Here is a 22,546-nt window from a genome sequence, read left to right as displayed (position 1 = left end):
CGTTAGTCTAGAGGCGTGAGTTCCGCGATCCCTGGGCAGACGGCATCGGGATCCGGGCCTCACAGCGCGCCGGTCGCCCGGGTGTCGCGGGGGATCCTCCTCGCCAACGCGCGCAGGGCGCGGGCGGACGACATCCGCCTGTACGCGTCCTCGATCCTGGACGCGGATGCCTGGGGCCACGGTGAAGAGCTCGTCGCGGCGGTGCTCGTCGAGGCGGGGCTGGGGCCGGACCCGGCAGACTCCGCGGACGCTGCCGCCGGCGATGTCGCGGTGCCCGGCTCCCGGCGATCGCTGTCGGCGCCGCGGCTGTTCGGATTGCCCGGCTCCGGCGGCACGCCCGCGCTCCGGCTGACCGGGACCGTGCTCTCCGTGAAGGACCTGCGTCGCGGTGAGGGCGTGTCCTACGGCTACGCGTACCGGGCGCCCGTCGACACACGGGTGGCGCTGGTGACAGGTGGTTACGCACAGGGCATCGTGCGGGCGCTGGGCGGGGGTGCGGACGTCATGATCGCCGGCATGCGGCATCCGATCGTGGGACGGGTTGCGATGGACGTCTGCGTGGTCGAGATCGGCGGCTCCCAGGTCGGGCGCGGTGATGAGGCGCTGTTCCTCGGCGACGCGTCGAAGGGCGAGCCTTCGCTCGCAGACTGGCTCGCGCCGACCGGGCTCTCCGCCGGCGAGCTGATCACGATGGTGGGGCTGCGTGCGCTCCGGGAGGTCGTGGCATGAGCGCACGACTGCACGTGGACCGCAGCGCGCTGGCGTCGAACATCCGGCGGGTGCGGGAGACGGTCGCGCCCGCGGAGGCGATGCTCGTGGTGAAGGACGACGCGTACGGGCACGGCGTGGAGCCGGTGGTCCGCACGGCGGTGGCGAGCGGCGTGACGTGGATCGGCGCCTTCGACGTGCGAACCGGGTGCGCCGTGCGTGCGGCGGTGGGCGAAGGCATCCGCATCTTCGCGTGGATCGCGGCGTCCCGCAGCGACCTCGACGACGCCGTGGCCGCCGACATCGACCTCGGCGTCGGCGACGCGGCCCTCCTGGAGGAGGTCGCCGACGCTGCGCGTGCGGCGCGCGGCCCGGTGCGCGTGCATCTGAAGATCGACACCGGGCTGCATCGCAACGGCGTGCGACCCGAGGAGTGGCCCGCGTTCGTCGCGCGCGCCGCCGCCCTGCAGTCGCACGGTCTGACCGAGGTCGTCGGGATCTGGAGCCACATCGCGGAGGCGTCGGACGAGGACGACGACGCGGCGCGAGACGTCTTCGAGCACGCACTCGCCCAGGCCTCGTCGGCCGGCCTGCGCCCCGCCGTGAGGCATCTGGCCGCCAGCGCGGCCTCGTTCGCCCGTCCGGAGTTCCGCTACGACATGGTGCGCGTGGGCGCGTTCTGCTACGGCATCCGCTCCGCCGGCGGGCCGTCTGCGCAGTCGCTGGGACTCATGCCGGTGGGGCGACTCGCCGCCGACGTCATCGAGGTGCATGACGACGTCCTCGAGATCGGGATCGGGGCGCTTCACGGGTTGCCATCGTCGCTGGGCGGCAGGGCCGCGCTGGGCACACCCGCCGGCAGACGGCGCCTGCTCGGCGTGGGCGCCACCCGGTCGACCATCGAAGCGTGGCCGGGCGCCGCGGTCGGCGATGAGGTGACGGTGTTCGGCACGGGTGAGCACGACGACCCGTCGTCCACCGACCTCGCCGAGGAGATCGGAACGATCGGGGAAGAGCTCGCCGTGCGCGTCTCGCCGCTCGTCCCGCGGGTCTTCGCGGGCGGGACGGAGGACGCCTGAACCGGCGTCAGTCGGTCTCGGACAGGCGCGCGGTCTCGTCGTGCCACGTGGTGGCGACGGCGCGCAGCTTCTCCTCGTACTTGCGACCGTGGTGGGCGCAGAACAGCAGTTCGCTGCCGTTCACCTCGGCGGCGATGTACGCCTGCGCTCCGCACGAATCGCACCGGTCCATCGCCGTGAGGCGGTACTCGAGGACGGCGCCGTTCTCAGTGGGGGTGGAAAGCGTGGTCATCTCGGTGCCTCCTCGTATGCGTAGAACTCCGTAGCGGTCATGAAATACAACCACGCGCTGCATCGGAGAATGCCGGTAGCGCGGCACATTTCGCTGAGCGCGTACGGCGGCCCCGCCCGGCGCGTGTCTGCGCAAGGGTGTCAGGCCCCGCGATTACGATGAGAGATTGTGACCGCCGAGTACTCCGCCCATCATCTCCAGGTGCTCGAAGGGCTCGAGGCGGTCCGCAAGCGCCCCGGCATGTACATCGGATCCACCGATTCGCGCGGGCTCATGCACTGCCTGTGGGAGATCATCGACAACTCCGTCGACGAGGCCCTCGCCGGCTTCGGCACACGGATCGACATCATCCTCCACGCCGACGGCAGCGTCGAGGTCCGTGACCGCGCGCGCGGCATCCCCGTCGACATCGAGCCGCGCACGGGGCTCTCCGGGGTCGAGGTCGTCTTCACCAAGCTCCACGCCGGCGGCAAGTTCGGCGGCGGCTCTTACGCCGCCTCCGGCGGACTCCACGGCGTGGGTGCGTCTGTGGTCAACGCGCTGTCGGAGCGGCTCGACGTCGAGGTCGACCGCGGCGGCAAGACGTGGGCGATGTCGTTCCACCGCGGCGAGCCGGGCATCTTCTCCAACGGCAGCCCTGAGTCCGCGTTCACGCCCTTCGAGGATCGCAGCGAACTGCGCGTCGCCGGCCGGGCGCCCAAGGGTGCGACGGGAACGCGCATCCGCTACTGGGCGGACCGCCAGATCTTCACGAAGGACGCGACCTTCAACCTGCAGGAGCTGGAGCAGCGCGCCCGCCAGACGGCTTTCCTCGTGCCCGGGCTCGAGATCGTCATCCGCGACGAGCGGCCCGGCACCGAGACCGGCGAGCCCGTCGAGACGAGTTACCGGTTCGACGGCGGCATCTCCGAGTTCGCGGACTTCCTCGCGCCCGATGCGGGCGTCACCGACACCTGGCGCCTGACCGGCTCGGGCACGTTCACCGAGACCGTCCCGGTGCTGCAGGCGTCGGGTGCGATGGTCCCCACCGAGGTGGAACGCGAATGTCACGTCGACATCGCCGTGCGCTGGGGCACCGGCTACGAGACCGTGACCCGGTCCTTCGTGAACATCATCGCCACACCCAAGGGCGGCACGCATCAGCAGGGGTTCGAGCAGGGTCTCATGAAGGTGCTGCGCGACCAGGTGACGCAGAACGCCCGCCGGCTCAAGGTCGGCAACGACAAGCTCGAGAAGGACGACATCCTCGCCGGGCTCACTGCGGTGCTGACGGTCCGGCTGCCCGAACCGCAGTTCGAGGGCCAGACGAAGGAGGTTCTGGGTACCCCCGCGGTGCGGCAGATCGTCTCGAACGTCGTCACCCGCGAGCTGACCGCGCGGTTCACCTCGAGCAAACGGGACGACAAGGCGCAGACCTCTCTGCTGCTGGACAAGGTCGTCTCCGAGATGAAGGCGCGCATCTCGGCCCGCACGCACAAAGAGACGCAGCGCCGCAAGAACGCGCTGGAGTCCTCGTCCCTCCCCGCCAAGCTCGCCGACTGCCGTTCGAACGACGTCGCGGAGTCGGAGCTGTTCATCGTCGAGGGCGACTCCGCCCTGGGCACCGCGAAGCTCGCCCGCAACAGCGAGTTCCAGGCACTGCTTCCGATCCGCGGCAAGATCCTCAACGTGCAGAAGGCGTCGATCAGCGACATGCTGTCGAACGCGGAATGCGCGGCGATCATCCAGGTGATCGGTGCCGGCTCGGGTCGCTCGTTCGACCTCGACGCCGCGCGCTACGGCAAGATCATCCTGATGAGCGACGCCGACGTGGACGGCGCGCACATCCGCACGCTGCTGTTGACGCTTTTCTTCCGGTACATGCGTCCCCTCATCGATGAGGGCCGGGTCTTCGCAGCCGTGCCGCCGCTGCACCGGGTCGTCGTCATCAACCCGGGGTCCAAGCCCAACGACACGATCTACACGTACTCGGAGCACGAGCTTCACGCCCTGCTCACGAAGCTCACGAAGGCGGGCAAGCGCTGGCAGGAGCCCGTGCAGCGCTACAAGGGTCTGGGCGAGATGGATGCCGACCAGCTCGCCACCACCACCATGGACCGTGCGGGTCGAACGCTGCGCCGCGTGCGGATGCAGGATGCCGAGGCCGCGGCATCCGTCTTCGAACTGCTCATGGGCAACGACGTGGCCCCGCGCAAGGAGTTCATCATCGACTCCAGCGACCGCCTCGCGCGGGAGCGCATCGACGCTTGAGTCGGTGCGGGTCAATGCGACGAATGAGCGTTGACGCGTGCCGACTCAAGGTTGAGCGAGCGAAGCGAGTCGAAACCTCACCGCCCGCGACAGGGTCTCGTCTGATCAGCGGACCGCAGTCCCGACGGCACCGATGACACCGTCCAGCGGCACGCCCGACGCGTCGCGCTTGGCACCGGATTCGGGCAGCGTACGGGTGGCACCGTCGGCGCCGACCGCGCGCGGGTCGGTTCCCACCCACGCGAGGGTGAGCGCGTCTTCGCCCTTGAGGAACCGCTGAGCGCGTACGCCACCGGTCGCACGTCCCTTCGCGGGGAATTCGCTGAACAGCGACACCTTGGCGCTGCCCGCGTCGGTTCCCGCGATCGCGGTGGTCGATCCGGCGACCGTCACGACCACCGCATCGAACTCGGATGCGCCGACCACGTGGAAGGCGATCACCTCCGCGCCGTCGGCGAGACGGATGCCGGCCATGCCCCCGGCCGAGCGGCCCTGGGGGCGCACCGATGACGCGTCGAAGCGCAGCAGCTGGGCGTCGTTCGCGACGAACACCAGCTCGGCACCGTCGGACGCAGGAGCGGCACCCACCACGTGGTCGCCGTCCTTCAGCGCGATGATCTCGATGTCGTGCTTGTTGCCGATCTCGGTGGCCGCGACGCGCTTGACCACGCCCTGCGCCGTGCCCAGAGCGATCGGGGGACCGTCTGCGAGGGGCACCAGGGCGACCACGTGCTCGCCGCCGCTGAGACCGAGGTACTGGTCGCCGCGCGTGCCGGCCGCCAACTGCACCGAGTTCGCCGGGACCGAGGGCAGGTCGACGGGGGAGAAGCGGACGAGACGGCCCAGGTTGGTGACCGCGCCGAGGTCACCGCGTGTGGTCGCGTCCACGGCCGACCGGATCGCATCGTGCTTGGACCGGCGGGCCGGTGCAACGATGCCGCCGCCGGGCGCGTCCGGGACCAGTTCGGCGCGGACCATGCGCCCCGTCGCCGACAGGAACACGCGGCACGGCGCGTCCGCGATCTGCAGGTCGGCGGCCGCTGCTGCCGCGCGGGAACGCGGCTGCACCGGTCCGCCGTTGAGCAGCAGGGTCCGCCGCGGAGTGCCGAACGCCTCCGCCGCAGCATCCAATTCCGTGGCGACCTGCCGCCGCAGCAGCACGTCGCTGCCCAGCAGCTCCTCGAGCGCCGCGATCTCCTTCTGGAGGTTGTCGCGCTCGGTCTCGAGCTCGATGCGCGAGAACTTCGTCAGCCGTCGCAGGCGGAGTTCGAGGATGTACTCGGCCTGCGGCTCGGACAGGTCGAACACGCTCATCAGGCGCGTGCGGGCCGCCTCGCCGTCGTCGGACGTGCGGATGACCTGGATGACCTCGTCGATGTCGAGGATCGCGATGAGGAGGCCCTCGACCAGGTGCAGGCGTTCCTTACGGCGGTTCAGCCGGTACCGGCTACGGCGGGTGACGACGCTGATGCGGTGGTCCAGGTACACCCGCAGCAGCTCGCGCAGTCCCAGGGTCTGCGGCTGCCCCTCCACCAGAGCGACGTTGTTGATGCTGAAGGAGTCCTCGAGGGGCGTGAGCCGGTACAGGTGCTCGAGGACCGCCTGCGGGTCGAAGCCGGTCTTGATGCCGATGACGAGGCGCAGGCCCTTGTGCCGGTCGGTCAGGTCGTTGACGTCCGAGATGCCCTGGAGCTTCTTGGCGTTGACGGCGTCCTTGATCTTCTCGATGACCCGCTCCGGACCCACGAGATAGGGCAGCTCGGTCACCACCAGACCGGTGCGGCGCGGGCCGAGCGACTCGATGGAGACCTTGGCGCGCGTGCGGAAGCTGCCACGGCCGGTCGCGTAGGCGTCCTTGATGCCGTCGAGCCCGACGATGATGCCGCCGCCGGGAAGATCCGGACCCGGCACGAACTCCATCAGCTCCTCGACGGTGGCCTCGGGGTTCTCCAGCAGGTGCGTCGCGGCTCCGACCACCTCGATGAGGTTGTGCGGCGCCATGTTGGTCGCCATCCCCACCGCGATGCCGGTCGTGCCGTTGACCAGCAGGTTCGGGAAGGCCGCCGGCAGCACCTCCGGCTGCTGGAACTGGCCGTCGTAGTTGGGGATGAAGTCGACGACATCCTCGTCGAGGTTCTCCGTCAGCGCGAGCGCCGGTGGCGCCAGCCGCGCCTCGGTGTAGCGGGGGGCGGCGGGGCCGTCGTCCAGCGACCCGAAGTTTCCGTGCCCGTCCACGAGCGGCACCCGGAGCGAGAAGGGCTGCGCGAGCCGCACCAGCGCGTCATAGATCGGAGCGTCACCGTGCGGGTGCAGCTTTCCCATCACCTCGCCGACCACGCGCGCGCTCTTGACGTGTCCGCGATCGGGTCGCAGGCCCATGTCGGCCATCTGGAAGAGGATGCGCCGCTGCACCGGCTTCAGGCCGTCGCGCGCGTCGGGCAGCGCGCGAGAGTAGATCACCGAGTAGGCGTACTCGAGGAACGACGTCTGCATCTCGGATGAGACGTCGACGTCCTCGATGCGGCCGTGGTCTGCGGGTGCGGAGTCGGTGCGGGATGCGGGCATGTGACGATGAAGCCTCGGGTGATGGCAGAAGGGACGGGCGCGGCCGCGTGTGCGAGACTGGCCCCGATGTCCCTCAGCCTACCCGTGGACCCGCCGCGAGCCCGGAGCCTCACCCGTGTCGTGCCGGAGATGTCGGCGGCACTGGATGGGCGGTCGGAGTGGTTCGCCCCGGCCCGCAGCGCCATCGTCTGGGTACTGGACGGACTCGGCGTCTTCAACCTGTCGGCGCGCGCCGGTCACGCACGGTTCCTCGCGGACGCCCGCGCGAAGAAGGATGCCGCGCGCACGGTGTTCCCCTCGACGACGGCGGCCGCGCTCACCAGCCTCCTCACGGGGGCTGCGCCCGGCGAACACGGCATCGTCGGCTACCGCGCGCGCATCCCGGGCACGGACCATGTCGCCAATCAGCTGCGCGGCTGGGACACCGATGGCCTGCCGCAGTCGTTCCAACGTGCGGCGCCGCTGTCGCAGACGCTCGGCCGTCCGTTCTTCGTCGTGTCGCGCGACGAGTACGCGCGCACGGGATTCACGGAGGCGACGCTCGGCTCGGCAGAGTTCCACGGGGCGGACGACCTCGATCAGCGCGTGGCGCTGGCCGCCGACCTCGCGGCGCGGCATCCGGGTTCGCTGGTCTATCTCTACGCGCCGGACCTCGACGCCGTCGGGCACAGGCGGGGCTGGGAGTCGGACGAGTGGGTGGCGACCCTGGAGCGGGTGGATGCCGCCGCGCGCCTGCTCGCCCGGTCGCTGGAGCGTGGCACGGGGGTCGTGGTGACCTCCGACCACGGCATGGTCGATGTGCCGCGGCATCGGCACGTGCTCCTCGAGGAGGGATCTACGCTGCTGGAGGGCGTGCACCTCATCGGCGGCGAGCCGCGCATGCTGCATCTGTATGCGGAGCCCGGGGCCGCGGTGGCGGTGAAAGAGCGTTGGCTGGCGGGCGAGGCGTCCCGTTCCTGGGTGCTCTCGCGTGCCGAGCTGGCGGAATCCGGGTTGATGGGTCCGATCGATGAGGAGGTGAGCGCGCGGATCGGCGACGTGGTCGTCGCAGCGCGTTCGGGCATCGCCTATTACGACGACCGGCTCGCCGACAAGGCGCCGCAGAAGATGATCGGCCAGCACGGCTCGCTGACCGACGAAGAGCGAGTGGTGCCGCTGATCCGGCTGGGCGCCTTCGCCTGAAAGGGGTCAGTCGTCGGAGCGGGCGCCGAACACGATCTCATCCCACGATGGCATCGACGTCCGCCCCTTGCGGCGACCCGCCTCGGCGACCGCCGCAGAGGACGACGACGTCTGATGGTCGGCTGCCGAGGATTCCTCGTCGGCGGGTGCTTCGTCGTAACCGGGCTCGAGCGCGTCGAACAGCGCCACCGGCGCGGAGCCGCGGGGCGTCGGAGCGACCTCGTCGGCACCCGGCAGCGGCTCGCGCTGACCGCGGCGCCGCCGCAGCGCCTCGAGGAGGTCCGCCGTCTCGGCCGAGGTCGCCACGGCGGGCTCGCTCGCGCGCTTGATCGCCGCCTCTTGGACGGCCGGAGCCGCGGGAGCAGGCAGCTCCGGCGTCTCGATGTCTGCCTCGGGCAGCCGTCGCGGCCCGAATGCGCCACTGTCGAAGCGGGAGTCGTCCTTGGCGGAGACCGACTCCAGGGCGCGCAGCCGGGGAATGAGCCCCTCCGGCAGCGATCCCTGGCGCGAGAGCTGGATGGCGTCGGCGTTCAGCGGCGACAGCGTGCTGCGGCGGGGGTCGAAGCCCCAGCGGGCGTCATGGCCGATGTCGTTCGAGGTGAACTCCAGCTTCACGATCCAGCCGGTCGGCTCCTTCCAGCTGGTCCACCGTTCACCGATGGCGCCGGCCTCAGCGAGCTTCGCCCTCACTGCCGCGCCGAAAGTCGTGTGGCCGTCGCCTTCGAAGTCGCCGCCGAGCAGCACGGGCACGGCCAGCGCCTGACCGACCACGTGCTCGCGCTCGGCCAGGACGGGGCCTTCGAAGCGGACGATGTCCTCGACGCGGGCGCCCAGCAGCTCCGCCACCTCTCGCGCGGACAACCCCGCGCGGATGTGGGACTGGATCTCGCGGGGACTCGGCCGGGCGGCCTGCGCGTCCTCGTCGCGTTCCCGGCGCGCCTTGCGCAGCTCTCGGCGCAGCAGGTCGTCGACGGCGAGCGAGAACCTCTCGCCTGACTCGGTCGCCAGGATGAGCTTGTCGTCCTCGGTTCCGATCACCTTGAGCTGTTCCATGCGGACGCCCCTTGCTTTCTCGTGCCGGCTCATGGCTGCGCGTGTCTTGTCGGGCTGATGGCTGCCGATCCTGCCTGTGCGCCCATGCTGTCACAGCAGATCCCCAGCGCCGGGAATATCGCGCGCGTGCCGCGAGTTTCACGCGAACGCACCCCACGGACCCGCCTCGATCGCATTTGCAAAAGGGGAAGCCGTCGTGCAAACTATCGCCGCCCGCAAGGGCGAGCGCAACCCGCGATACCCGGAAGTTGAGATCTTCACGCATGGCCACCGATTACGACGCCCCCCGCAAGACCGAGGACGACAGCGAGTCGATCGAGGCGCTCAAGGAGCGCGTTCCCGACAAGCTCTCGGGTTCGGTCGACGTGGAGGACGCCGACAACCCGTCGGGCTTCGAGCTGCCCGGGGCCGACCTGTCGGACCTCGAGCTCGACGTCGTCGTTCTGCCGCCTCAGGAGGATGAGTTCACGTGTGCGAACTGCTTCCTCGTGAAGCACCGTTCGCAGCTGGATCACGAGAGCGGCGACGGCCCTATCTGCTCGGAGTGCGCCGCCTGAGCTGAGCCCGCCGTACCGCGGCGGAGAGGCGATCAGGCGTCCGCGAGGAGATCACCCACGCGGTCGTCGGATCGTCGGCATCCGTCACCGGAATGACGACGACGCCGTCGATGCCGCCGCGGATGAGGTGCCACGAGCGGGGGTCCAGACCGGCACCGCGCACATGGCGGGCGTCATCGCCCACGTGCGTCACCGGAACGCCGAGGAACTCCACCGGAATGTGGGCGCGTCCCGCGCGGAGCTCGCCACCGCGCACCTCGACGACGGGAGCGGCGGCGATCATCAGCGCGACCAGCAGCACGCCCACTACGATCCCCACCGCCAGAGCCACCGTCGTGTCGATCGGCGTGAGCACCAGAGCCGCCATCGGCGCCGCCACCGCGGCGGCCACCAGGATCCACAGCGACGGCCCGAGGCGTTCCCGGTACAGACGGTCCGCGGGCGCACCGCCGCGGTCGTTGCGGGCCCCGGCGTGACGCGATGAGTTCTGCATTACCCTCATTGGGTGACTGAAACGGTGGACGTCCCCATTATCGCCTCCGACGTCCCGGTGTACGCCCATCCCGGCGACGCCGGAGCGGATCTGGTCGCCGCGGAGGCGGTGCGCTTGGAGCCCGGTGCGCGCGCTCTGGTCGGCACGGGGGTGCGCATCGCGCTCCCGGACGGCTACGTCGGCTTCGTCGTGCCGCGCAGCGGCCTGGCCGCCAAGCACGGCATCACCATCGTCAACTCGCCGGGGACCATCGATGCCGGCTACCGGGGCGAGATCAAGGTCATCCTTCTGAACACCGATCGCGATCAGCCGCACGAGATCGCCGTGGGCGACCGCATCGCGCAACTGATCGTGATGCCCGTCCCGCGCGCGGCGTTCCTTCCTGTGGAGGTGCTGCCCGACAGCACGCGAGGCGAGGGCGGTTTCGGCTCCACGGGCTATCGCGCGGGCGCGGCGCAGCCGGCGACGGGCGCCGCGGAGTACGCGCGGACAGCTCCCCGCGACCACGACGAGACGGACGGAGTCCTGGCATGACCGATTCCCCCTCACCCGAGACGCCGCGCAAGGCGGCTCCCGAAGACCGTGCCGCGACCGGCCCGTTCGACGAGTCGGAAGCGAACCCGGTCCGGCCGTACATCGACCTGGGCGGGATCAAGATCCTGCCGCGCGAAGGACTGAACCTCCGCCTGGAGGTCGAGGAGCAGACCAAGCGCATCGTGGCCGTCGGGCTCGACTATGCCGGGTCGACGCTGCAGGTGCAGCCGTTCGCCGCCCCGCGCACTGCGGGCCTGTGGGACGAGACGCGGGACCAGATCCGCCAGCAGATCCGCCAGCAGGGCGGACGCGTGGAGGAGCGCGAGGGCCCTCTGGGGCCGGAGCTGCTCGCCGAGGTGCCGGTCATCGCCGGGCCGGACGGCACGGCGGGCAAGCGCCTGGCGCGCTTCGTCGGCGTGGACGGTCCTCGGTGGTTCCTGCGGGGCGTCATCGGCGGGGCGGCGACCTCCGACGTCGAAGCGGCGGCCGCTGTGGAGGACCTCTTCCGCTCGATCGTCGTGGTCCGGGGCGGGTCCCCGATGCCTCCGCGCGACCTCATCCCGCTTCGGATGCCGGCGACCCCGGGTACGGCGTGAGCGACGCGACCCCGCGCGACGGCCGCCCCGGACCCGGTGGCGAGCCGGCAGACGGGGATCCCCCGATCGCGCGACACGCGGACGCCGAGCCGGCAACGGCCGGCGCGACCGCCGGACCGATGCCCGAGGGCGGCCTGCCCGATCCCTCCTCCTCCGCAGCGGGCGCCCAGCCGTCGGCATCCGAGATCCTGGGCGCCGCCCTCGGCGGCGCCGCGCGCCGCGCGGGCCTCGACCCGGCGGAGGGCAGGAGCACGCGGCACGTGGTGTGGTCGGCCATGGGCGGCTGGCGCGGCATCCTCGAATCGGTGCTTCCGAGCCTCGCGTTCGTCGTGCTGTTCACGCTCACGCAGCAGCTCGTGCTCTCGCTGGCCGTCTCGGTCGGGATCGCGGCGATCTTCACCGTGATCCGCCTGCTCCAGAAGCAGCCGGTCGCCGCGGCCCTCGGCGGACTCATCGCCGCGGTGGCGGCCGCCGCGCTGTCGCTGTGGACCGGTCGGGCCGCCGACAACTTCCTCTGGGGGTTCGCGACCAACGGGCTCTACGGCACCGCCTTCCTGATCTCCGCTCTCGTGGGATGGCCGCTCATCGGGCTCGCCGTCGGGTTCCTCATGGGGGAGGGCACAGCGTGGCGTGTCGACCGGCGCAAGCGTCGCGCGTTCTTCTGGCTGTCGATCGCGTGGGCCTCGCTGTTCGCGGCGCGGCTGCTCGTTCAGGTGCCGTTGTACTTCGCGAACGACGTGACCGCCCTGGGCACGCTGAAGCTCGTCATGGGTCTGCCGCTGTTCGCCCCGCTCGTCGCCGTCACCTGGCTCGCGGTGCGCGCGCTCTACCCACCCTCGCCAAGGTGATACATTTATCTCGACATCAAGATAAATATCGCTCGTCCCGTTTAGGTGCACCTCACTAGCCGAGGGGTCGGGGGCGAGAGAAGATGGGGATGCCGGACTCCGGCACGATCCCGCCGCCGACGAAGGAGACAGACGTGTCCACGGTTGACAGCTTCGGTGCCAAGAGCACCCTGACGGTCGGCAGCACCGACTATGAGATCTTCCGCATCGACACGGTCGCGGGCTACGACAAGCTCCCGTTCAGCCTGAAGGTGCTGCTGGAGAACCTGCTTCGCACCGAGGACGGTGCCAACGTCACCAAGGAGCAGATCCAGGCCCTCGGCTCGTGGAACCCGGACGCCGAGCCTGACACCGAGATCCAGTTCACGCCGGCGCGCGTGGTGATGCAGGACTTCACCGGCGTTCCCTGCATCGTCGACCTCGCCACGATGCGCGAGGCGGTCACCGCCCTCGGCGGCGACCCGAACCGGATCAACCCCCTCTCGCCGGCGGAGATGGTCATCGACCACTCTGTGATCGCCGACCTCTTCGGCCGCGAGGACGCTCTGGAGCGCAACGTCGAGATCGAGTACGAGCGCAACGGCGAGCGTTACCAGTTCCTGCGCTGGGGACAGACGGCCTTCAACGACTTCAAGGTCGTACCTCCGGGCACCGGCATCGTGCACCAGGTGAACATCGAGCACCTGGCGAAGGTGATCTACGACCGTGAGGTCCCTTCGACAGGCTCAGGACTGGGGGCGGACAAAGTGCTCCGCGCCTACCCCGACACCTGTGTGGGCACCGACTCGCACACCACGATGGTCAACGGCCTGGGCGTGCTGGGCTGGGGCGTCGGCGGCATCGAAGCCGAGGCGGCGATGCTCGGCCAGCCCGTCTCGATGCTCATCCCGCGCGTGGTGGGCTTCAAGCTCACCGGTGAGATCCCCGCCGGCGTGACGGCGACCGACGTGGTCCTCACGATCACCGACATGCTGCGCAAGCACGGCGTCGTGGGCAAGTTCGTCGAGTTCTACGGCGAGGGCGTCGCCTCGGTGCCGCTGGCCAACCGCGCCACCATCGGCAACATGAGCCCGGAGTTCGGCTCCACGGCGGCGATCTTCCCCATCGACGACGTCACGCTCGACTACCTCCGTCTGACCGGCCGGGACGAGAAGGCGGTGGCCCTCGTCGAGGCGTACGCCAAGGAGCAGTCGCTGTGGCACGACCCGGCCCGCGAGCCGAACTTCAGCGAGTACATGGAGCTCGACCTCTCCACCGTCGTGCCCTCGATCGCCGGGCCGAAGCGCCCGCAGGACCGCATCCTGCTGTCCGAGGCCAAGGCGCAGTTCGAGAAGGACATCGTGGGCTACGCCACGCCGTCCACGAGCGACGACATCGTGGACCTCGAGTCCAAGCACTCGTTCCCGGCCTCCGACCCCGGCCAGGTCCCCGGTGAGGAGGAGCGCTCGACGCGACCCGTCCACATCAACAGCGGCGCACCGGCGACGGCCTCCAAGCCGGTCAAGGTCACCACCCCGGACGGTGAGGCCTACATCCTCGACAACGGCGCCGTGACGCTCGCCGCCATCACGTCCTGCACGAACACGTCGAACCCGTCGGTCATGATCGCCGCCGGCCTGCTGGCCAAGAACGCGGTCGACAAGGGGCTCAAGCGCAAGCCGTGGGTGAAGACCACGCTGGGCCCGGGCTCGAAGGTCGTCACCGACTACTACGAGAAGTCCGGACTGGACAAGGCGCTCGAGGGGCTCGACTTCTACACCGTCGGCTACGGCTGCACGATCTGCATCGGCAACTCCGGCCCCCTCATCGAGGAGGTCTCGGCGGCCATCAACGAGCACGACCTCGCCGTGACGGCCGTCCTGTCGGGCAACCGCAACTTCGAGGGCCGCATCAGCCCCGACGTGAAGATGAACTATCTGGCGTCCCCGCCGCTGGTGGTCGCGTACGCCCTCGCCGGCTCGATGAACTTCGACTTCGAGACCGATCCTCTCGGCAAGGACCTCGACGGCAACGATGTCTTCCTCAAGGACATCTGGCCTTCGCCCGAGGAGGTCCAGCAGATCATCGACACCTCGATCTCGCGCGAGCAGTTCATCAAGCAGTACGCGACGGTGTTCGACGGCGATGAGCGCTGGCAGAACCTTCCGACCCCCGAGGGCCCGGTCTTCGAGTGGGACGCCGACTCGACGTACGTGCGCAAGGCGCCCTACTTCGACGGCATGTCGATGGAGCTGACGCCGGTCGCCGACATCACCGGCGCACGCGTCATGGCCACGCTCGGCGACTCGGTCACGACCGACCACATCTCGCCCGCGGGCAACATCAAGGCCGGAACGCCGGCCGCGCAGTACCTCACCGAGCACGGCGTCGCGCAGAAGGACTTCAACTCCTACGGCTCCCGACGCGGCAACCACGAGGTCATGATCCGTGGCACGTTCGCCAACATCCGCCTGAAGAACGAGCTGGTCGCCGCCGTCAACGACGGCCAGATCGTCGAGGGCGGGTATACGCGCGACTTCACGCAAGAGGGTGGCCCGCAGTCCTACATCTACGACGCGTGCATGAACTATCAGGCGCAGGGCACACCGCTGGTGGTGTTCGGCGGCAAGGAGTACGGTTCGGGCTCGTCGCGCGACTGGGCGGCCAAGGGCACGAGCCTGCTGGGCGTCAAGGCGGTCATCACCGAGAGCTTCGAGCGCATCCACCGCTCCAACCTCATCGGCATGGGCGTGGTCCCGCTGCAGTTCCCGGCGGGGGAGAGCTGGAAGTCGCTCGGGCTGGACGGCACCGAGATCGTGTCCATCACCGGCCTCGAGCAGCTGAACGAGGGCATCACCCCCAAGACCGTGCACGTCACCGCCGCGCCGAGCGAGTTCTCGCCCGAGGGCAAGCAGACCGTCGAATTCGACGCAGTCGTGCGCATCGACACGCCCGGTGAGGCCGACTACTACCGCAACGGCGGCATCCTGCAGTACGTGCTGCGGTCGCTGGTCTGACACTCGCACGCAGAAGGACCGGATGCCTCGCGGCATCCGGTCCTTCTGCGTGCCGCGGGTAGACTGTCAGAGCCCCTCCGGGGCCGGAAAGGAGCGGGGATGTCGCTGCTGTCGTCCATCACCGGACCGCGCGACCTCGACGCACTGAGCATCGATCAGCTGGAGCAGCTGGCGGATGAGATCCGCGGGTTCCTCGTCGAGAACGTCGCACGCACCGGAGGCCACCTCGGTCCCAATCTCGGCGTCGTGGAGCTCACGATCGCCCTTCATCGGGTGTTCGACTCCCCGCACGATCCGATCGTCTTCGACACCGGCCACCAGTCCTATGTCCACAAGCTGCTGACGGGGCGGCAGGACTTCACGAAACTGCGCGCCCGGGGCGGCCTGGCCGGCTACCCCCAGCGATCCGAGAGCCCGCACGACGTCGTCGAGTCCTCGCACGCATCGAGTTCACTCAGCTGGGCGGACGGCGTCTCACGAGCCCTCACGCGCACGGGCCGCAAGGACCGGCACGTCGTCGCGGTGGTCGGCGACGGCGCGCTCACCGGCGGCATGACGTGGGAGGCGCTCAACAACATCTCGGACGACAACGATCGCAACCTCGTCATCGTCGTCAACGACAACGGTCGTTCGTACGCACCGACCATCGGCGGGATGGCCCGGTACCTCAACCGGGTGCGCACCGCGGAGTCGTACCGCAATCTGCACCGCGGGTCCGACAACCTGTTCCGCAAGCTCGGGCCGGCCGCGCGCGCCGTGTACCGGGGCGTGCGGGGTGGCACACACGGTTTCCTCTCACGGTTCACCAACAACGCCGCGCTGTACTCGAACCTCGACATCAAATACCTCGGTCCGGTCGACGGTCACGATCTTCCGGTGCTGCTGGAGACGCTCGAACTCGCGAAGGCGTACGGCGCCCCGGTCATCGTCCATGCGATCACCGAGAAGGGCCGCGGCTACGCTCCGGCACTCGAGGACGAGGCCGACCAGTTCCACGCCGTCGGCAAGATCGACCCACTGACCGGCGAGGCGCTGGGCTCCCCGGGCGATCGCGCCTGGACCGACGTCTTCGCCGACGAGCTGGTCTCGGTCGGCGACCGGCGCGACGACGTGATCGCGATGACGGCCGCGATGCTGCGCCCGACGGGGCTCCTGCCCTTCGCGCAGCGGTTCCCCGACCGCGTGTACGACGTGGGCATCGCCGAGCAGCACGCGGTCACATCGGCCGCCGGCCTCGCCTTCGGCGGGCTGCACCCCGTCGTGGCGATCTACGCGACGTTCATGAACCGGGCCTTCGACCAGGTGCTGATGGACGTCGCCCTCCACAAGGCGGGCGTCACGTTCGTGCTCGACCGGGCCGGCGTCACCGGCCCCGACGGGCCCAGTCACCACGGCATCTGGGATCTGGCGATGCTGCAGATCGTCCCGCACATCCGCATCGCCGTGCCGCGTGACGAAGCCCGGCTGCGCGAAGAGCTGCAGGAGGCTGTGGCCGTCGACGACGCTCCCACGGTGCTGCGCTTCCCCAAGGGCCCGGTCAGTGCCGACCTTCCCGCTCTCGAACGGCTCGAAGACGGCGTGGACGTCCTGGTGCGCTCGGACGCCCAGGACGTGCTGCTCGTGGGCATCGGCCCCATGGCCCACACCGCGGTCGAGGTCGCTGAGCGCCTGCGCGCGCAGGGCATCGGTGCGACGGTGGTCGACCCCCGGTGGGTCGTTCCGGTGCAGCCGTCGATCGTGGAGCTCGCGGCATCCCATCGCCTCGTCATCACGATCGAGGACGGCATCCGCGTGGGCGGCATCGGCACCCGCGTGCGACAGGTGCTGCGCGAGGCGGGGGTCGACACCGCCGTGGATGAGCTCGGGGTTCCGGACGAGTTCATCGACCACGCCAGCCGCGAGCAGATCCTCGAAGACGCCGGGCTCGCGCCGGCCAAGATCGCCCAGGATGTCGTGGCACAGGTGCTGGGCACGCGCATCCCCGTCGCCCGGGGCGCGCAGACCACCGAGATCCCGACCCTGCCGGACCTCGCCCGCAGCCGCGACGAACGCCGCTGACGCTCGCGGGCGTCCTCGCGGCCGACGACTCGATGCGCTTCGCGCGAGTCGCGGTGTTCCGGACGGGCGATACATGTCGTCTGGATCGAAAGGTGTCGACTCGGCCGCGACACGACGTCGCGGGGGAAAGCGCAGGGCGCACCCTCCGGAGAAGGTGCGCCCTGGCAGGAGGCGGTGGCTCAGCCGCCGATGCCCTTGATCACGGGGTGGTGGAAGGTGTCGCCGAAGACGCGCTCCGAAGCGCCTTCGCGGTCGAGGTAGGGCGAGGCGCCCCCGTCGATGAACGGCCAGCCGGCGCCGAGGATCAGGCAGAGGTCGATGTCCTGCACCTCGGGGACCACACGCTCGTCGAGCATGATCTTGATCTCCTGCGCGAGTCCGTCCTGCACGCGGCGGAGGATCTCCGCCGCCGGAGCGGGGGCGGAGCCGACCGCGGGCTTGAGCACCTTCTCGGCCGCCTTCGTCCAGCCGGTGACACGACCGCCCTTGTCCTTCTCGACGACCTCGGGAAGCTCCGCGAGAGCATGGAAGTTCTCGTTGGCGTAGAAGCGGTCCGGGAACGCGCGCACCATGGTGTCCTGCACGTGGGCGGCGACCTTCCAGCCGACCAGATCGATGAGCTGGAACGGACCCATCGGCAGGCCGAGCGGCGCGAAGGCCCTCTCCACGTCCGCGACGGGGGTTCCCTCGTACACTGCGCGCGCTGCCTCGCCCATCACCTTCGCCAGCAGGCGGTTGACGACGAAGCCGGGCGCGTCAGCGGTGAGCACCGCGTTCTTGCCGAGGTTCTTGGCCACCACGAAGGCGGTCGAGAGCGCGGCATCCGCGGTCTGCGGCGTCTTGACGATCTCGATGAGCGGCATCACCGCGACCGGGTTGAAGAAGTGGAACCCGACCAGGCGCTCGGGATGGACGAGCCGCGCCCCGATCTCCTCGACCGAGAGCGACGACGTGTTGGTCGCGAGGATCGCGTCCTCTGCCACGATCTGCTCGATCTCGCCGAACACCTGCTGCTTGACGCCGACCTCCTCGAACACCGCCTCGATGACGAAGTCGCAGTCCGCGTAGAGGCTCTTGTCGGTCGTGCCGGTGACCAGCGCACGCAGCTTGTTGGCGGTGTCGCCGTCCAGCCGGCCCTTCGCCTGGAGCTTGCCGATCTCTTCGTGGATGTACGCCACACCCTTGTCGACGCGGGCCTGGTCGAGGTCGGTGATGAGCACGGGCACCTGCAGCTTGCGCACGAACAGCAGCGCGAACTGGCTCGCCATGAGACCGGCGCCGATGATGCCGACCTTGGTGACCTTCTTCGCGAGCTGCTTGTCGGGCGCGCCGACCGGACGCTTGGCGCGCTTCTGGACGAGATCGAAGGCATACATGGATGCCGCGAACTGGTCGCCGGTCACCAGCTCGGCCAGCGCCTCGTCCTCGCGGGCGAACCCCTCGGCCTTGGTGCCGCTCTTGGCCTTGTCGAGCAGATCCAGCGCGACGTACGGTGACTTCGGCACCGTACCGATCTTGGACTCCAGCATTCCGCGCGCGACCTTGATCGCGATCGGCCACTTCGTCAGACGCTCGAGCTTGCCCGGCTCGTTCCGGCGCTCCACCTTGACCTTGCCCGCCAGCACGGCGTCGGCCCAGGCGAGGGAGTCCTCGAGATAGTTGGCCGCGGGGAAGATGGCGTCGACGATCCCGTAGTCGAACGCCTGCTGCGGCTTCAGCATGCGGTTCTGCTTGAGCGGGTTCGAGATGACCACCTCGAGCGCGTTCTCGATGCCGATGAGATTCGGAAGCAGATACGCGCCGCCCCAGCCCGGGATGATGCCGAGGAACACCTCGGGCAGCGCGATCGCCGCGGCCGAGGCATCCACCGTCCGGTAGGTGCTGTTGAGGGCGATCTCGAGCCCGCCACCCAGGGCCAGGCCGTTGACGAAGGCGAACGAGGGCACGCCGAGCTCGGTGAGCTTGCCGAGCACCTTGTGGCCGAGCTGGGCGACCAGCCGTGCGTCGTCCCGGGAGCGCACCCTGCCGATGTCGGAGAGGTCGGCGCCGGCGGCCAGGATGTACTGCTTGCCCGTGATGCCCACGGCCTGGATCTCACCCGCGGCCGCGCGGGCCTTCACGGCGTCGAGGGTGTCGCCCAGCTGCGACATCGTGGCCGGGCCCAGTGTGTTCGGACGGGTGTGGTCGCGGCCGTTGTCGAGCGTGATGAGGGCCAGCACCTTGCCGGAGGGCAGGCGGATGTCGCGCACGCGGGAGTGGGTGATCACCTCGCCGTCCGTGGTGGCGAGGATGGGGGAGAAGTCGATGTCGTCGTAGTCGGTCATTCTGCGATTACTTCCGCTTCTTTCCGTCGAAGTACGGGTTCTCCCAGATGACGGAGCCGCCCTGTCCGAGGCCCACGCACATGGCGGTCAACCCGTAGCGGACGTCGGGCCGTTCGGCGAACTGGGCCGCCAGCTGGATCATGAGGCGCACACCGGAGGCCGCCAGCGGGTGGCCGAACGCGATCGCGCCGCCCCACGGGTTCACGCGCGGATCGTCATCGGCGATGCCGAAGTGATCCAGCAGCGAGATCACCTGGATCGCGAAGGCCTCGTTCAGCTCGAACAGTCCGATGTCGTCGATCGTGAGGCCGGCCTTCTTGAGAGCCTTCTCGGTCGAGGGGATCGGGCCGATGCCCATGATCTCGGGCTGGACGCCGGCGAAGGCGAACGAGACGAGCCTCATCTTGGGCTTCAGACCGAGCTCCTTGACAGCGCGACCGCCCGCCAGCAACGACATCGTCGCGCCGTCGGTCAGCGGCGACGACGTCCCGGCGGTCACACGGCCGTGGGGGCGGAACGGCGTCTTCAGGCTGGCCAGGTCCTCCATTGTGGTCTGCGGCCGGCGACCCTCGTCCTCGGTGGCCAGGCCCCACGAACCCTCGGCGTCCTTGATCGCGACCGGGACGAGGTCGGGCTGGATCTTGCCGGCGTCGTACGCCGCCTGCACCTTGTGCTGGCTCAGCATGCCGTAGCGGTCCGAGCGTTCCTTGGTGAGGTGCGGGAATCGGTCGAAGATGCGCTCCGCCGTGACCCCCATGTTGAGGGCCCCCGGATCCACCATCTTCTCGGCGACGAATCGGGGGTTGGGGTCGGCATTGGCGCCGATGGGGTGGTGGCCCATGTGCTCGACGCCGCCCGCGAGGGCGACGTCGTACATGCCCACGCCGATCGAGGCGGCCATCGTGGTGACGCTCGTCATGGCACCCGCGCACATGCGGTCGATCGCGAAGCCCGGAACCGTCTGGGGCAGCCCTGCCAGGATCGCCACGCTGCGGCCCAGGGTCAGCCCCTGGTCGCCCGTCTGGCTGGTCGCGGCGATGGCGACATCATCGACGCTGTCCTTGGGAACGCCCGGATTGCGTTCCATCAGCCCGATCGTCGCCTTGACGGCGAGGTCGTCCGCGCGGGTGTTCCAGTACATGCCCTTCTCGCCGGCGCGCCCGAACGGGGTGCGCATGCCATCGACGAAGAAGACGTCCGAAATCTCGGCCACTCTGCCTCCAAACATAGAGATGCCGCCAGCCTAGGATCGGCCGCGGAACGCCAGGAATCGGGTGGGGGAAACCTACGAAGCGGCTTCGGACGCCTGCGACGGCCCTTGCACGGATCCCACAAAGGCATCGGCGATCACCTGTGCAGTCTGCGCAACCTGCCAGGTGCGGGCGCCCAGCGCCGCGAGTGCCTCCCCGACGGATGCCGGGGTCACCGGCTCCGGGGGCGCCCAGGCGACGCGGCGCAGAGTCTCGGGCGTCAGGAGGTTCTCGGTCGGCATTCCCAGCTCCTGGGCGCGATGCTCGACAGCGGGTCGGGCCGCCTTCAGCCGCGCGTCGGCCTCGGGGTTGCGATCGGACCAGGCTCGGGGCGGTGGGAGCGAGTCGCCACCGGTGGCACGCTCCAGAGGAAGCTGGTTCGCCGCGCGTCCCGCCTCGATCGCCGCCCACCAGCGATCCAGCTGCGTACGGCTGGCACGGCCGGTGAACTCCTTGACGGCCGCCAGCGCGTTCTTCGACTTCGGGTCGGCCAGCACGGCTGCCACGAGCGCACGGTCGGGAACCAGACGTCCGGGAGCGACGTCCTCCTCACGTGCGAACTCCTCGCGGGCGGTCCACAGCTCGCGGGCGATCGCCAGCGCCCTGCGGCCACGCACGGTGTGAAGTCCCGACAGCCGTCGCCAGGGCTCCTCGCGCGGCGGCTTGGGCTCGCGCTCGAGGACTGCGCGGAACTCCTCGGCGGCGAACTGCGTCTTGCCCTGCTCAACCAGTTCGTCTGCGAGCTTGTCGCGCACGTCGACGAGGTGCTCGACGTCCAGGGCCGCGTACTCCAGCCAGGACTGGGGCAGCGGCCGCGTCGACCAGTCGGACGCCGAGTGCGCCTTCGCGAGCGTGATGCCGAGCGTGTCCTCCACCACCGCACCCAGGCCCACCCGCTCGTGACCGAGGAGGCGGGCTGCGAGCTCCGTGTCGAAGATGGAGTCGGGTTCCAGCCCGAGTTCACGCAGGGACGGCAGATCCTGGCTGGCGGCGTGCAGCACCCACTCCTCGCCGCCGATCGCATCCTGGAGGGCGCGGAAGTCGCCGATCGGGGGCGGGTCGAACAGGAAGACCCCGGCGCCGCGCCGGAACACCTGCACCAGATAGGCCCGCTGCGAGTACCGGAAACCCGACGCACGCTCGACGTCGACGGCGACGGGCCCCTGCCCGGCGGCGAGCCGAAGGGCAGCTTCGACGACGTCGTCGACGGCGTCGATCACCGCATACTCAGCCACGTGTCGACCTGCGCGAACCCAGCATCGCGATTCCTTCCGAGCCCGGCGGGAGTCCCGCCAGCATGCATACCAACTCCGCCCATGCTTCCACGTGCGGCGCGATCGCGCCTTCCGGCGACCAGGACGCGCGCAGCTCGATCTGCGCTCCGTCGCCCTCCGCGGCCAGCGATCCGAAGCCCTTGGAGAGCGTCTTGGTGGCCGTGCCCGAGGCCGAATGGAAGCCGGCGTGGCGGGATGCCAGGGCGTCGGTGAGCCACGTCCACGCGACGTCGGCCAGCAGCGGATCGATTCCGATCTCCGGCTCGAGGGGGGCCTGTGCAAAGCACACGATGCGCCAAGGACCGTTCCACGCAGAGGGCTCCTCGGGATCGAAGAGAAGCACCAGGCGCCCGGTGCCGTAGGGGGAGTCCGCCTCGTCGGGGGAGGAGCGCACGTCTCCCGCGATGGCGAGCGCCTGCGGCGCGAGCCCCTGGGGTGCCGCGATCTCGTGCACCGTCAGGTCATCGCGGAACTCGATCGCCCTCACCGCGTCCGCCGCCTGCTCGAACGTGGTGGGTGCCGCCGGGGGACGCTGCTCAGCCACGCG

General features: G+C 69.9%; 18 protein-coding genes. 10 read left to right on the top strand and 8 right to left on the bottom strand.

The window, feature by feature from the left end; all coding sequences use genetic code 11:
- Positions 1-15 precede the first annotated feature (15 nt).
- Both C9992_RS02270 and C9992_RS02265 read left to right on the top strand, forming a co-directional pair.
- Positions 16-729 carry an alanine racemase C-terminal domain-containing protein gene (locus C9992_RS02270; RefSeq protein ID WP_106813961.1) on the top strand — a complete coding sequence of 238 codons (714 nt, stop codon included), beginning with the start codon at positions 16-18 and terminating at the stop codon, positions 727-729.
- Complete coding sequence (locus C9992_RS02265) at positions 726-1,787, top strand: alanine racemase (RefSeq protein WP_106813960.1); 1,062 nt, start codon at positions 726-728, stop codon at positions 1,785-1,787. Before C9992_RS02270 ends, C9992_RS02265 begins: the two co-directional genes overlap by 4 nt.
- Positions 1,788-1,794: 7 nt before the next feature.
- Here the strand turns inward: C9992_RS02265 and C9992_RS02260 are convergent, their stop codons facing one another.
- Positions 1,795-2,019, bottom strand: coding sequence for a DUF7455 domain-containing protein (locus tag C9992_RS02260; RefSeq protein WP_106813959.1), 225 nt, complete (start codon positions 2,017-2,019; stop codon positions 1,795-1,797).
- A 168-nt stretch (positions 2,020-2,187) separates the two neighbouring features.
- Between C9992_RS02260 and C9992_RS02255 the strand changes: the two genes are divergently transcribed.
- The gene (locus C9992_RS02255) at positions 2,188-4,269 is read left to right on the top strand and encodes a DNA gyrase/topoisomerase IV subunit B (protein ID WP_407662204.1); all 2,082 of its coding nucleotides are present in this window, start codon (positions 2,188-2,190) and stop codon (positions 4,267-4,269) included.
- A gap of 105 nt (positions 4,270-4,374) precedes the next feature.
- On the opposite strand, the gene C9992_RS02250 is transcribed toward C9992_RS02255, so the two are convergent.
- On the bottom strand, positions 4,375-6,834 hold the full coding sequence (locus C9992_RS02250) for a DNA gyrase/topoisomerase IV subunit A (protein ID WP_106813957.1): 2,460 nt from the start codon (positions 6,832-6,834) through the stop codon (positions 4,375-4,377).
- A gap of 66 nt (positions 6,835-6,900) precedes the next feature.
- On the opposite strand from C9992_RS02250, the gene C9992_RS02245 reads away from it, so the two are divergent.
- Positions 6,901-8,016, top strand: a complete 1,116-nt coding sequence (locus C9992_RS02245) for an alkaline phosphatase family protein (RefSeq protein ID WP_200826204.1) — start codon at positions 6,901-6,903, stop codon at positions 8,014-8,016.
- A 6-nt stretch (positions 8,017-8,022) separates the two neighbouring features.
- Here the strand turns inward: C9992_RS02245 and sepH are convergent, their stop codons facing one another.
- Positions 8,023-9,069 carry a septation protein SepH gene (sepH, locus tag C9992_RS02240; RefSeq protein WP_106813955.1) on the bottom strand — a complete coding sequence of 349 codons (1,047 nt, stop codon included), beginning with the start codon at positions 9,067-9,069 and terminating at the stop codon, positions 8,023-8,025.
- A 263-nt stretch (positions 9,070-9,332) separates the two neighbouring features.
- On the opposite strand from sepH, the gene C9992_RS02235 reads away from it, so the two are divergent.
- A complete protein-coding gene (locus C9992_RS02235; RefSeq protein ID WP_106813954.1) occupies positions 9,333-9,626 on the top strand; it encodes a DUF4193 domain-containing protein in 294 nt (97 codons plus the stop codon).
- Here C9992_RS02235 and C9992_RS02230 read toward each other — a convergent pair.
- On the bottom strand, positions 9,601-10,119 hold the full coding sequence (locus C9992_RS02230; protein WP_106813953.1) for a DUF3093 domain-containing protein: 519 nt from the start codon (positions 10,117-10,119) through the stop codon (positions 9,601-9,603). The two genes, C9992_RS02235 and C9992_RS02230, sit on opposite strands and share 26 nt — an antisense overlap.
- Before the next feature lie 12 nt (positions 10,120-10,131).
- Here C9992_RS02230 and dut point away from each other — a divergent pair, with 12 nt between their 5' ends.
- The 5 genes from dut to dxs all read left to right on the top strand — a co-directional run bounded on the left by dut (position 10,132) and on the right by dxs (position 17,151).
- Positions 10,132-10,653, top strand: coding sequence for a dUTP diphosphatase (gene dut, locus C9992_RS02225; protein ID WP_200826203.1), 522 nt, complete (start codon positions 10,132-10,134; stop codon positions 10,651-10,653).
- A complete protein-coding gene (locus tag C9992_RS02220; protein WP_106813951.1) occupies positions 10,650-11,249 on the top strand; it encodes a DUF3710 domain-containing protein in 600 nt (199 codons plus the stop codon). The genes dut and C9992_RS02220 overlap by 4 nt, the downstream gene beginning before the upstream one ends.
- A gap of 119 nt (positions 11,250-11,368) precedes the next feature.
- On the top strand, positions 11,369-12,097 hold the full coding sequence (locus C9992_RS02215; protein WP_106814591.1) for a DUF3159 domain-containing protein: 729 nt from the start codon (positions 11,369-11,371) through the stop codon (positions 12,095-12,097).
- Between the two features lie 89 nt (positions 12,098-12,186).
- On the top strand, positions 12,187-15,093 hold the full coding sequence (gene acnA / locus C9992_RS02210; RefSeq protein WP_200826202.1) for an aconitate hydratase AcnA: 2,907 nt from the start codon (positions 12,187-12,189) through the stop codon (positions 15,091-15,093).
- A gap of 99 nt (positions 15,094-15,192) precedes the next feature.
- Positions 15,193-17,151 (top strand): 1-deoxy-D-xylulose-5-phosphate synthase, encoded by a 1,959-nt coding sequence (dxs, locus tag C9992_RS02205; protein WP_106813950.1) that lies wholly within the window; start codon positions 15,193-15,195, stop codon positions 17,149-17,151.
- A 179-nt stretch (positions 17,152-17,330) separates the two neighbouring features.
- Here dxs and C9992_RS02200 read toward each other — a convergent pair whose 3' ends face one another.
- The 4 genes from C9992_RS02200 to C9992_RS02185 form a co-directional block, all read right to left on the bottom strand.
- Positions 17,331-19,475 (bottom strand): 3-hydroxyacyl-CoA dehydrogenase NAD-binding domain-containing protein, encoded by a 2,145-nt coding sequence (locus tag C9992_RS02200; protein WP_106813949.1) that lies wholly within the window; start codon positions 19,473-19,475, stop codon positions 17,331-17,333.
- Between the two features lie 7 nt (positions 19,476-19,482).
- Positions 19,483-20,688 carry a thiolase family protein gene (locus tag C9992_RS02195; protein ID WP_106813948.1) on the bottom strand — a complete coding sequence of 402 codons (1,206 nt, stop codon included), beginning with the start codon at positions 20,686-20,688 and terminating at the stop codon, positions 19,483-19,485.
- Between the two features lie 72 nt (positions 20,689-20,760).
- Positions 20,761-21,960: a ribonuclease D gene (locus C9992_RS02190; RefSeq protein WP_106813947.1), complete on the bottom strand. Its 1,200-nt coding sequence runs from the start codon at positions 21,958-21,960 to the stop codon at positions 20,761-20,763.
- Positions 21,953-22,543, bottom strand: coding sequence for a DUF3000 domain-containing protein (locus tag C9992_RS02185; protein ID WP_106813946.1), 591 nt, complete (start codon positions 22,541-22,543; stop codon positions 21,953-21,955). The genes C9992_RS02190 and C9992_RS02185 overlap by 8 nt, the downstream gene beginning before the upstream one ends.
- Between the last annotated feature and the right edge of the window lie 3 nt (positions 22,544-22,546).

The sequence above is a fragment of the Microbacterium timonense genome (assembly GCF_900292075.1).
GTDB classification, from domain to species: domain Bacteria; phylum Actinomycetota; class Actinomycetes; order Actinomycetales; family Microbacteriaceae; genus Microbacterium; species Microbacterium timonense.
This window is presented reverse-complemented; position numbering and strand designations above follow the sequence as displayed.